Raw genomic sequence first — 11,979 nt, forward strand, 5'->3', positions numbered from 1 at the left:
TTTAAGTCTGTCCCCAATGACCAGCCCTAGGCTGCCGGCAGGAAAGGAACGTCCCTAAGTGCCGGGTTGAAACAAAAGCCCCGCAGTCGGAGCGGACTGCGGGGCTCATGAAGAGAGGCTAGTTTGTGGGCGCTTTGCCTGGCGCCCACGAGAGAGGCAACAGAGTAGAGACTACTCGTGGATGCGGGTACCGGAGAGGCCAGCCATGGTCTCGGCGGCCTTGTCCAGAGCGCCGATGATGCAGGTGCGGCCCTTGCGGGAACGGGCGAACTTGATGGCAGCGCGAACCTTGGGCTCCATGGAACCCTTGCCGAACTGACCCTCGTCTGCCAGGCGCTCGGCCTCGTCGGCGGTGAGGTCCTCGAGCTCCTCCTGGTTGGGCTTGCCAAAGTTGATGGCAACATGCTCAACGGCGGTCAGCAGGAACAGAACGTCAGCATCGCAGTCCTCGGCCAGCAGCTCGCCGCCCAGGTCCTTGTCGATGACGGCGGGAACGCCCTTGTAGCAGCCCTTGTTCTCGTAGTCGCGGACGACGGGAATGCCGCCGCCACCGCAGGCGATGACGATGAACTCGTTGTCGAGCAGGTTGAGGATGGAGTCAGCCTCGACGATCTTCTTGGGATCGGGGGAAGCGACGACGCGACGCCAGCCGCGGCCGGAATCCTCGACGAAGACCTTGGAGGGATCCTCGGCCATGAACTCCTTGGCCTGCTCCTCGGTGTAGAAGGGGCCGATCGGCTTGGTCGGGTTCTTGAACGCGGGATCATCCGGGTCGCACTCGATCTGGGTGACGACGGTGGCGGCGTGCCAACGCTTATAGCGCTTGTGCATCTCGCGGCCGATGCCCTGCTGCAGGTGATAACCAATGTAGCCCTGGGACATGGCGCCGCACTCGGGCAGCGGCATCTCGGGGGTACCGATGGCATCGTGGGCAGCGGCGAAGGCGTTCTGGATCATGCCGACCTGCGGGCCGTTGCCGTGGGTGATGATGATCTCGTTGCCCTGCTCGATGAGGCCGAGGAGGGCATGGGCGGTGTTGCCCACGGCCTCGATCTGCTCGACGGGGTTGTTGCCGAGGGCGTTGCCGCCAAGGGCGACGACAATACGATCGGGCTTGCCAAGAGGCTTAGACATTGCTGGAATCCTTTCTGTAAAAGGCCTACAACCCATTAATAACCCGCGTCCGTGCGATACGCGAGTTTATTAAGGTTTATATTCTCTTTATCGCTCATTTTATTCATTTTGAAAATAGCGGAACGGTGAACGGTCGTTTTTATCCGCTCAGCGTACAGAACCCCAGCTCAAGCATATCTACGCCATTTACGTGCAACTTTATTTTAATAGAGCAGGGATTAGACCAGATTATGCAAACTATATCTTTGCTAAACACAAAACAGACAGCGCAATATCTTACTCGCACTATACGAGATTCTATGCACTTATTGGACGAGTATGCACCCTTACAAAAACATGGGGCATTTCATCCAGCATAAGGAATAAGCCGCTGAAAACGGGACAGCCCCGTACGGGCTATGCTCGCGGACCGGAGTCCAGCAGCATCTCCCGATCGATTCCGTCGGGCTCACTCGCTGCGACCATGAGGGCGCAGTACACGTCGGAGTCGACGTTCAGGATGGTGCGGATCGCACCGACGGGATACGTGAGCCCCGCGAAGATGCCGATGCTCGAGAGCGGAAGCCCGAGCTGCGGCACAATCATGGTCAACGACACGAGGTCGGCGCCGGGCGCGACGGCATTGGCCAGGGACAGCAGCGTGGAGATGATAGTGAGGTACACGAAATCGAGCCCCTCGAACCCAACGCCGTAGATTTGGGCGATTGTGATCGCCGTAATCGCCAGATGAATGGACGCACCGTTGGAGTTGAGCGGCATACCCAGGGGAAGGACCAGGTCCGCGATGTCATCGCGGATGCCAAGACGGTTCTTCGCATCATCCATCTCGACTGGGAGGGTCACCGCGGAGGAGATGGTCGCGAGGGCCATGACGGACATGCGCCACATCTTGCGGATCAGCAGCATCGGGCTGACGCGGCATACCGTGCACACCACGATGTTCCAGAGCACGAGGAACGCGGCGACGGTGCCGCCCAGGACGATCAGGTATTTGAGCAGCGGTATGAGCACCTCTGGGCCGAGCTTGCCCACCATCGCGGACACATAACAGAAAATACCGATGGGTGCGGCCTTCATGACGCCGCGGATGATGCTGAGCAGCAGTTGGCCGAACTCGACGACGAAGTCGTACACGAGGCACTCGCCGTCGCGCGAGTTGCGCCAAAAGCTGACCACCAGGCCGAGCGCGGCCGCAAAGACGATGCAGGGCACCATCGCGCCGACGCCCATGGAGGCGACGACGTTGTTGCCGAAAAAGCCGAGGAGCGTATCCTGCACGGTGACGGCACCGGTGCCCGCGCCCTCAAAGCTCGCGCTCTCCACCAGCGCGGTGCCGGCAAGGCCGGCGCCCGGCTGGAAGATCGTGGCCACGGCGACCGCGAATGCAGAGGCGAGCACGGAGGAACAGGCGAACCAGGCGATGCCCTTGAGGCCGATTCCGGACAGGTCGCGCGCGGTCAGACCGCCCACGGCCTCGATGATGACGCACATGACAAACGGGACGATGCCCATCTGCACCAAACGAAAAAAGATGTCGCCGATGAACTGGATCTCGCCCATGACCGGGCCTGCGATCGCACCGACGAGAACTCCGGCAACCATGGCGATCGCCATGGCAAGCGTCGCGTTGTAGCGACGCTTCTTGGGGGCCGGGGCTGAAAACTCTTTCATAGGATCACGGATTCCTAAAGAGGGGGGAACCTAACGCTCCCCCCCCCTCGACGAGGTTACACGTTACGCCTGGACCTTGTCCTCGAAGACATCGTGGTCGATGCCCTTGTCGCCAGCGACGAGCAGCGCGGCGAAGACGTCTCCGTCGACGTTGAGGATGGTACGGATGGCACCCGTGGGGTACTCAAGGCCGGCAAAGATGCCGATGGCAGCCATAGGCAGGTTCAGGGCGGGAACGATCATCGTGAGAGAGACCAGGGAAGCGCCCGGGGACACGGCGTTGGCTAGGGACAGCAGGAAGGAGATCACCCAAACGGTGAGGAGCTCGGGGCCGGCGAAGGTGATGCCGTAAATCTGGGCGATGGTAATGGCGGTGACGGCGAGGTGAATGGCGGCGCCGTTGGAGTTCAGCGGCATACCCAGGGGCAGCAGCAGGTCGGAGACCTCGGCGTCGCAGCCGATCTTGTTCTTCGTGTCCTCCATGGCGGTGGGAAGGGTGACCGCGGAGGAGATGGTGCCGAGGGCGAGTGCGGACATGGGCCACATCTTCTTGATGAGCTTGACCGGGTTGAGGCGGCAGCGCACCGAGACGAGCACGAAGTAGAGCACGAACATCACGACGGTGGCGAGGGCCATCACGCCCAGGTACTTGACGAGCGGGATGAGGACCTCGGCGCCCAGGGAGCCGACCATGGAGGAGACGTAGCAGAAGATGCCGATCGGGGCGACGGTCATGACGGCGCGGATGATGTTAAGCAGCAGGGAAGCGAGCTCGCTCATGAAGTCGTACACGAGGCACTTGCCGTCATGAGTGTTGCGCCAGAAGGAGATGGCCAGGCCTAGGGCGATCGCGAAGACGATGCACTGGACCATGGCGCCGGCGCCCATGGAGGAGACGATGTTGTTGCCAAAGAAGCTCAGGAGCGTGTCCTGGAAGGTGACGACCGAGGCCTCACCCTCGAACACCGCGTCCTGGACCAGGGCGGTCTCGCCCAGGCCGGCACCAGGCTGGAGAACCAGCGAGAGGCCGAGGGCGATGCCCGCCGCGACGAAGGACGAGGCGGCGAAGATGCCGATGCCCTTGAGGCCCACGCCGGAGAGCGACTGAGGGGTCAGGCCGCCCACGGCGACGATGATGGTGCACATGACGAACGGTACGATGCCCATCTGGACGAGGCGGAAGAAGATGTCGCCGATGAACTGGATCTGAGCCATCGCGGGGCCGCCCGCGACGCCGGCGACAACACCGACGACCATGGAGAGCACGATGAGATTCGTGATGTTGACTTTCTTTTTCTTAGTCTCAGCCATGCTAATCCCTTTCAGATTACATGTTGATATAACCAAATGCCGCGCCGAAGCCCAGAAGGCCGTCGGCGCCCGAGGTGTGCCCCATCGAGAGGATCGTCTCGAGCCGTCCCGAGATCTCCTCCGTCCTGCCCTTCTCGATCGAGGTGAGAAGCTCGATGTAGTCCTCATTCGCGTACCCGGCGCACATGGCGCGCAGGTACGCCTCAGACACCGCGGTGGTCTTCCCGGGGAGCACATCGAGCAACATGCTCGTGTACCCACCCCAGGCATCGCAACCCAACGCACCGTGGCGCCAAAGGTAGCACAGGCCACAGCCAAAACCGCAGAGTACGTCGTCACCAGAGGGGGTGAGACCCAGCCCGCGGCCCAGCAGATGCTCGATGGAACTACCAGCGCCCCTGAAAGCGGCATCGATGCGGACGCGGGGAACGGGCGCACCCATCCGCCCGGCGTCCCACGCGGCGCGACAGGCTGCCGAGAGGCGCGCCAGCCCGGCCAGTGACCTGGCGGCGCGCTCATCCCACGGCAACCCGATGCGTGCGGGGAGGCTGAGCTCAGAGAGCTCCCGACACACCAGAATGTCCGTCTCCCCTTCCGGCGCCACGGTCGCCATGGGCACCGATAGACACCGGATGGGAGCGGAAATCAAGTCGATCTCGACGACATCGCCGCGGCCGTACAGGCGAAGGACGCCGTTGCGGGCCATGGCGCGGTCGCCGGGCTCGACGAGGTTGACAAGAGCGGATGCCCCCTGTTCGGCGACCGTGATCCCCAAGCAGGAGAGCGGCGCCTCAGCCGAGCCCATGTGTAGCAGGAACCCGTCGAGCATGACGTTCAGGCTCGTGCGGAACACGCTGTGCACGGCTCCCGTCGCCTTGAACGCATCGAGGTTCACGGCGGCGTAATCGCTGATGTAGAGGGCGTCCAATTTCACAAGGCGCCTCGCTTACTCGATGCCGAGCTTGGCGCAGTAGGCCTCGAGAGCCTTCTCGAAGCAGGCGAGCGGGGCGCGGACGGTGCCGGCGCCGACCTGGCCGATGCCGGCCTCCTTATGGGCGATGCCGGTGTTGATGATCGGCGTGATGCCGGTCTCGACGACCTTGCGGATATCGATGCCAAGGCAGGCGCCCTTGAAGTCCCACGTGGGGATGGCCCAGTTGGGGTTATGGGTGACGCAGATCTTCTCCATCTCGTTGGAGATGTTCAGGGCGTCCTCGAAGCCGCCGGCGCCGACGAAGCGGGTGACGCCGGGGGCCGCGACCATCGCCATGCCGCCAACGCCTACGGTCTCGCAGATCGCGGAGTCGCCGTTGTCCGGGCAGCCGTCCTCGGCGGTAAAGCCCGTGAAGTACAGGCCCACCGGGGTGTTGACGGGAGCCACGAACCACTCGTCACCGAGGCCGGAGACGCGGACGCCGAACTCGTAGCCGTTGCGGGTCATCGTGGAGACCACGCAGCCCTCGACGTCCTTGCGGACGTAATCCACGATCGCCTTGCCGGTGGCCATCATGACGTTCAGGAAGAACTGGTCGGTGTCGGCCAGGAACTGGATGACGCGCTGCTTGGCGTCCTCGCTCACGTCGGTCTTGACGATGAGCGGCGCGACCTCCTTGAGGAAGTTGAGCGTGGCGGCCATGTTGCGCTGGTGGAACTCGTCGCCCTGGGTGATGGCGCGGGCCATCAGGACGTTGAGGTTGATGCCGCCGTCAGACAGCTTGAGGGCCTTGGCGAGCACCGGGCCGAGCTCGTCGGCCATCCAGTGCAGGCGGTCGACGACCTCCTGGCTGTAGGCGCCGAAGCGCAGGACCTTGCCGATGCCCTCGTTCATGGTGCAGTAGGCGACGGTGTCGTCGGCGAGGTTGCGGACGACCATGACGGCCATATTGGCGGAGGTGATGCCGCCCATGGGGCCGACCGCGTGGCAGTGGTGGCAGGGAATGAACTCGACCTCGCCGGCGGAGAGCATGGCGATGGCCTCATCCTCGGTCTCGGCCCAACCCTCGAAGAGGGCGGCACCGATGCAAGAGCCCCTCATCGGGCCCTGCATGTTCTCCCAGCAGATTGGAGGACCGGCGTGGAGCAGGGTCTTCTGGGCGCGATTGAGCTCGGGGATGACCGTCTTGGCGGGCACGACGTCCACCAGGACCGGCTGGGACTCCTTGAAGCGCTCGCAGATGCGGGCGTTGGCCTCGTCGATCCCCTCGACCTTCTCAAGCTCGTTGAGCAGGTGGATCATGCGCTTGTTACCGCCGGCCTTGGGCTTCCAGGTGTACTGGACGCTCTCGGCGCCGTAGGCGCGCAGCGGGTCGTTGAAGCTCTCCACGCCCACGTTGATCACGCGGGGCTTGCTGGTGAGGAGCTCCATGACGGCCTCGGAGGGCTCGGGCAGGGGGCTGTCGTCCTTGACCTCGTAGGGCGCGACCTCGCGGTCGGCCTCGGTGAAATCGATACCCTTGAAGGCCAGCGCGGCGCGGACGGCCATGGCGTTGCTGGGCTCCATGATGGCACCGGCGTCCTCGAGCAGCTTGACGGAGCGGTCGTAGTCCTGCGGGTCGTTGTGGGTTCCCACCACGGTGCCCACAAAGCGGACGTCGCGGCCGTCGGCCTTGGCGGACTCGATGCACTCGGCGATCACCGGGGCGAGCTCGGCGGCCATGTCGGGATGACAGCCATAGCCCAGGACGCAATCGAAGAGGATGACGCCCGTGGTGACCTTGGAGGCGTAGTCGCGCATCATGCGGATACGGACCTCAGGGTCGATCATGGGATGAGGACGGCCCTGGGTGTACACGTCGTCACCGAGGTCGATGACGTCGTAGCCGCCGTGGCGAAGCATGTAGCCGTCCTCCTTGATGATGGAGCCGAGCTCGAGGGCCTCGGTGATCATCATCGCGGCCTCGCCGGCCAGGGTGCCGCCGGAGTACAGGCCGATGACGGTCTTGTCCTGCGCCAGCGGGGTCTCGACGGTCACGTCGAGCGGCTCGAGGTAGTTTTTCTTGACGGCCTCACCGTTGGCGAGGTCGACGGCGATGCGAGCGGCCTCCTCGAGGGTGTGGGCTAGGTGCACCTTGCCCAGATGGGCCTCGGGCTTCTCGCCGATGAAGATGGCGACGACCGGCTTCTCGCACTTCTCGAGCAGGTCGACGACCTCGTCGCGGACGGCGGGCGCCGGCGGCTTGGAGATGACGCAGATGACGTCGGTAGGATCGTGGTGCTCAAGGGCGACGATGGCGTCCTTGACGGTCACGGCGCCGACCTTCTCGTTGAGGTCGCGGCCACCGGTTCCGATGGCGTGCACGCAGCCGCCGCCCAGGCGGTCGATCATGCAAGTGACCTCCTGGATGCCGGTGCCGGAGGCGCCCACGATGCCGATGTTGCCGGGGTTGATGACGTTGGTGAAGGCAACGGGCACGGAGGAGACCACGCCGGTGCCGCAGTCGGGACCCATGAAGAGCAGGCCCTTCTCGTGAGCCTTCTGCTTGAGGCGGACCTCATCCTCCAGCGGCACGTTGTCGGTGAAGGAGAAGACGTTCAGGCCCAGGTCGAGGGCGCGCTCAAGCTCGGGCGCGGCGTACTCGCCGGGGATGGAGAACAGGGCCATGTTGGCCTCGGGGAGCATCGCCATGGCCTCTTCCCAGCTGGTGGCCTCGGCGGGCGCGCCGGCGGCCTCCTTCTTGGTGGAGAGGTCGGCGAGGAAGGTCTCGGTCTCGGCCAGGACGACGTCCATGATGCCCTCGTCCTCGGTCTCAACCACGATAACCATGTCGCTCGGGGCGGCGGCCTCGGCCTCGGCGGTCAACAGACCTGCGGCGCGGTAGATGTCCTTGTTGGCATCGGTGCCCATCATGATCTGGCTCTGGATCACGCCGTCAAGCGTGTTGATCTTGTTGGTCAGCAGCATCAGGTTGATTGAATCCTGATAGGAGTTTTGCTTGACCACGGTCTTCAGCATAGGTTCCTCCTTGATTGCGGTTTGCCTTGCAAAAAAGCTCTTCCGTTCGAAAACGGACCGCGCTGTATTCCCGGGCTGCAGCGGCCTTCTCGCGCTGCATAAAATTGAAGCATGGGCAAAATGGGAATACACTTCCCTTACGGATAAGGTTTGTGCCGTTTTTTTGACCTTTTGGGGCATGCCACAAAACGAAAAGTTCGATAGGCTGTCAAGTAAACTGAAGGAGTTGGCATGATTGTTCGCGAAGCCCTATTGCTGCCGTCCTTCGCGGAAGCGAAGGTAATAGCCGGTGCCGGTGGACTCGACAACGAATTGTCGAGCGCCATGGTGCTCGAGGCGGCCGACATTGAGAATTGGGGCAAGAGCGGGCAGCTCATCATCACGAGCTTCTTTGCGCTCCAGGAGCTCTCCGAGAGCGAAGTGGCCCAGTTCTTCCACACCATGAGCGCCATCGGCATAGCGGCCATGGCATTCAAGCCCGAACGCCTGCTGCTCAACGCGCCCCAAAACGTCATCGCGCTCTGCGAGGATTTCGGCGTGCCGCTCATCGAGCTGAGCCCATCGGTCAAATACGAGTCCATCATGCTCGACGTGCTCGGACACGTCCTCGACTCGAACCTGACCCTCCTCAACCGCTTTTACGACGCCCACAAGCACACCATGGCACTCGCCCTCAAGCAGCCCTCAATCCCGTATATCCTCAACACGCTCAAAAACACCTTGCGCATGGACGTCAGCTACCTGGACACCACGCGCGACCGCAGACTCGGTACCGATCCGGCCCGCACGTGTTTTGACGCGTACTCGCTCATCAGGCGCGAGCCCAAGCCGTTCCAAACGCATGCGTACTTCGACGCGATGCTCTTCTTCAACCGAGCCACCGCGAAGGAGGCGGACGACAATCGGCCCGTAGACGAGGACCGCGCGGAAAAGGCGCTCGCCGTGCGCATACCGAGCTCGGATGGCGTCGACTATTACCTGCTCGTGCACGAATCCGACGTGGAGCTCACCCCGCTCGACACCATGACCATAGAGAACATCGTCGGGCTCCTCCAGATGAAGATCCTCGAGCAAAACGCGATCAAACAGAAGCTCTTCATCCAGAACAACAACGCGGTCCACGACCTGCTCCTCGAGCGATACGAAACGCCCGAGCTGATCAACTCTGCCCTCACCGTCCTGGGCATCGACGAGTTTCCCTTCTACGAGGTGCTCTTTGTCCATGTGAGCCTTGTGGACTGCGCGGACATCGACCGCCTGGATGAGCTCCAACAGGCCATCAGTCGCAGGATTCGCTCCGCGTACCCCGGAATCGTCTACTTTGTGAACAACGACCGCCTCGTGTTCCTCCACAACTTCCGCAGCCCGCTCACGCGGTTCAACCTCGACCTCATCCAGGACATCCTGGACAAGCTGCACGCCTTATCCACGCTGCCGCTCTTCAAGCACCTCGTCGCGCTGAGCAGCACGGTCGACCGCTATGCGATCGGCCAGGCGAACACCGAGGTGCTCAATGTCTACAGGCTGTTCAACGGCTCCACAAGCAGCGACCGCGCCATCCGGTTCGAGGACCTGGGCGTCTACAAGCTCATGCTCATGGCCGACGACCTCTCGCAGCTCGCAGAGTACATGGACCCGCGCGTGGTCGATCTTGCCAAGAAGCAGCCAGAGCTGCTCAGCACCCTCATCTGCCTGTGCGAGAACGGCATGGACTTCTCCAAGACAGGCGAGCAGCTGTTCATCCACCCCAAGACTGTCCGTTATCGCGTGGAGCGCGCACGGAAGGTCTACGGCATCGACGTCAAGAACCCCGATGACTTCCTGCAGGTCGTGCTCACCAACAAGATCATGGCCCTGGGCAGGGAGAGCTGAGACCCCCTTCTAGTCTGGGCGATCCCCCACAGCCCGACCACCCCCCATGCCGTACCGCGCGGAGCACGCGCACGCATACACATGAGAAAGGCACGAACGTGAACTTGGACGACCTCCTTACCATCCACCATCCGCTCGCCGCGCGCGACCGCCACATCGCCGTGTTCTACCTGCACGGCGGCGGACTGCTCTATGGGGAGCGCGACGACCTTCCGCAACCCTATATCCGCCAGCTCACCGACGCGGGTTACACGCTCATCTGCGCGGACTATCCCTTGGCGCCGGAGTCCTCCCTGCCCCAGATCGTCGATGCGGCCTTCGAGACATGGCAGGCGGCGGTGGCCGAGCCGCAGGCCGCCGGGGAATACAAGGCGCACTTCCTGTTCGGCCGATCGGCGGGCGCATATCTCTCGCTCCTGCTTGCACGCAAGATCGGACGCCTCGAGGACATGCCGCAGCCGGCGGGCATATTGGATTTCTACGGCTATCACACCATCACCGACGCCGCCTTCTCCCAACCGGCGAAAGCCTACGCACGTCTGCCCGAGGTGACGCGCTCGCAGGTTGATAAGCTCGCGGGCGACGGCTCCCGAATGGTGACCACGGGGCCGAAGCCCCTACGCTACGCGCTCTACGTGTACGCGCGTCAACACGAGGGGGCCTGGCTCGACCTCATGGGCCTGGGCGGCGATGACCCGATCCACTCCCCCGACGCCTGGTCCCTCACCGATGACGAGGCGGCGCAGCTGCCGCCGTTGTTCATCACCGCCAGCAGCGGGGACGAAGACGTCCCGTTCCGCTTGTCAAAGGCGCTCTCGCGCATGGCCCCGCGTGCGGTCAAGAAGCCCGTGTACCACCTCCCCCACGACTTCGACCGCGATGTGAGCGATCCCGCGGGAGCCAAGGCGTACACCCAGGCGATCGAGTGGATGGATGCGATCGCGGGCTGACGCGATCGCGGGCCCCGAACGCCCCGCATGGCCAAGCGGCCCCCGGCGCACTTGAGTTGAACTGCACCCCAAAACTTGGACGGCTTAAATAAGAACTACGCCGCAAGGGGCTGGTTCCGGAACTCCTCCGGGGTCAGCCCCTTCAGTTTAACCCGCCTTCGCCCCGTGTTCCAATGGGCGACGCACGCGCCCAGGTCCGCCTTGGAGGACTCGAAGTCGGGCCATGCCCTTCCCCGGAAGAACTCGTCCCTCATGTGGCCGAAGACCTGCTCGGTGGCGCCGTTGTCGATGCAGTTGCCCTTTCTGGACATGCTCTGGACGATCCCGGCGCCCCTCAGCCTCCCGCGCCATGCGGCGTGCCGGTGCTGCCGGCCCATGTCGCCGTGGAGCGCCGGCGTCGCGCCCTCGGGCATCTTCGCCAGCAGCCGGTCGAGCAGCTCGGCCTGCCGCGCCATGTCCGGGCTGGCCGACGCCGACCACGCGACCATCTCCTCGCTGCCGAAGTCGTGCACCGGCGCGAAGCAGGCCCTGCCCCAGGGCTGCTTGAACCCGGTGGCGTCGGTGCCCATCTTCTGCCACGGCCCGTCGGCGGCGAAGTCGCGCCCGATGACGCTCCCGGACGTCTCGCCCACGGCGCCCCTGTACGGGTTGTACCTATGGCAGTCGGTCTCGCGGCGGATGCCGCGGCGGACCCCCATCTCCCGCATCGTCTTGAGCACGGTCTTGTCGGCCATGCGCGCGCACCCGTCGGCCGCGCGCGAGAAGATCTCCGCCGCCGCGCCCCGCGGCCCCGGGCGCGCCGGCCCGGCCGGGCGCGACAGCGCGTAGCAGCAGCCGGACCGGGCCAGGCCGGCGCATTCCAGCAGGCGCCCCAGCTCGCACCCCTCCGCGCGCAGGGCGCTCACGCCTCGACCTTCGCCCCGGTCGAAGCCCGTCCCTCCCGACCAGGGCACGCAATTTTTTTAGGTAGGCCGCCTCGGTCTCGAGCCTTCGGCGGCGCTCCCCGAGCCCCTGCTCGCGGGTGCGCCCGCGCGGCCTGGGGCCGGACCCCCTCGGCCTGCCCCTGGGCTTGGGCCTGGGCGCCTCGGC

General features: G+C 64.0%; 8 protein-coding genes. 2 read left to right on the forward strand and 6 right to left on the reverse strand.

The features are described from left to right. Window positions 1-171: 171 nt before the first annotated feature. From arcC to AB5750_RS06155, 5 genes are all read right to left on the reverse strand, one after another. Window positions 172-1,134 carry a carbamate kinase gene (arcC, locus tag AB5750_RS06135; RefSeq protein ID WP_195645238.1) on the reverse strand — a complete coding sequence of 321 codons (963 nt, stop codon included), beginning with the start codon at window positions 1,132-1,134 and terminating at the stop codon, window positions 172-174. A gap of 396 nt (window positions 1,135-1,530) precedes the next feature. Continuing rightward, window positions 1,531-2,805, reverse strand: a complete 1,275-nt coding sequence (locus tag AB5750_RS06140) for a dicarboxylate/amino acid:cation symporter (protein ID WP_368145871.1) — start codon at window positions 2,803-2,805, stop codon at window positions 1,531-1,533. Window positions 2,806-2,868: 63 nt separating this feature from the next. Then, a complete protein-coding gene (locus AB5750_RS06145) occupies window positions 2,869-4,116 on the reverse strand; it encodes a dicarboxylate/amino acid:cation symporter (RefSeq protein WP_368145870.1) in 1,248 nt (415 codons plus the stop codon). Between the two features lie 16 nt (window positions 4,117-4,132). Beyond that, the gene (locus AB5750_RS06150) at window positions 4,133-5,050 is read right to left on the reverse strand and encodes an oxamate carbamoyltransferase subunit AllH family protein (RefSeq protein ID WP_368145869.1); all 918 of its coding nucleotides are present in this window, start codon (window positions 5,048-5,050) and stop codon (window positions 4,133-4,135) included. Window positions 5,051-5,062: 12 nt separating this feature from the next. Further along, complete coding sequence (locus AB5750_RS06155; protein WP_368145868.1) at window positions 5,063-8,068, reverse strand: bifunctional FdrA/YlbE family protein; 3,006 nt, start codon at window positions 8,066-8,068, stop codon at window positions 5,063-5,065. Window positions 8,069-8,299: 231 nt separating this feature from the next. Here AB5750_RS06155 and AB5750_RS06160 point away from each other — a divergent pair, with 231 nt between their 5' ends. Together AB5750_RS06160 and AB5750_RS06165 are read left to right on the forward strand one after the other, a co-directional pair. Next, window positions 8,300-9,940 (forward strand): PucR family transcriptional regulator, encoded by a 1,641-nt coding sequence (locus tag AB5750_RS06160; RefSeq protein ID WP_368145867.1) that lies wholly within the window; start codon window positions 8,300-8,302, stop codon window positions 9,938-9,940. 98 nt (window positions 9,941-10,038) lie between these two features. Continuing rightward, window positions 10,039-10,890 (forward strand): alpha/beta hydrolase, encoded by an 852-nt coding sequence (locus AB5750_RS06165; RefSeq protein ID WP_368145866.1) that lies wholly within the window; start codon window positions 10,039-10,041, stop codon window positions 10,888-10,890. A 95-nt stretch (window positions 10,891-10,985) separates the two neighbouring features. On the opposite strand, the gene AB5750_RS06170 is transcribed toward AB5750_RS06165, so the two are convergent. Further along, window positions 10,986-11,795 carry a DDE-type integrase/transposase/recombinase gene (locus AB5750_RS06170; protein ID WP_368145865.1) on the reverse strand — a complete coding sequence of 270 codons (810 nt, stop codon included), beginning with the start codon at window positions 11,793-11,795 and terminating at the stop codon, window positions 10,986-10,988. Window positions 11,796-11,979 lie beyond the last annotated feature (184 nt).

The sequence above is a fragment of the Collinsella aerofaciens genome (assembly GCF_040926185.1).
Taxonomy (GTDB): Bacteria; Actinomycetota; Coriobacteriia; order Coriobacteriales; family Coriobacteriaceae; genus Collinsella; species Collinsella aerofaciens_BC.

Coding starts and splice junctions, on each gene's coding strand:
- arcC (WP_195645238.1), bottom strand. CDS start 1,134: ATGTCTAAGCCTCTTGGCAAGCCCGATCGTATTGTCGTCGCCCTTGGC.
- AB5750_RS06140 (WP_368145871.1), bottom strand. CDS start 2,805: ATGAAAGAGTTTTCAGCCCCGGCCCCCAAGAAGCGTCGCTACAACGCG.
- AB5750_RS06145 (WP_368145870.1), bottom strand. CDS start 4,116: ATGGCTGAGACTAAGAAAAAGAAAGTCAACATCACGAATCTCATCGTG.
- AB5750_RS06155 (WP_368145868.1), bottom strand. CDS start 8,068: ATGCTGAAGACCGTGGTCAAGCAAAACTCCTATCAGGATTCAATCAAC.
- AB5750_RS06160 (WP_368145867.1), top strand. CDS start 8,300: ATGATTGTTCGCGAAGCCCTATTGCTGCCGTCCTTCGCGGAAGCGAAG.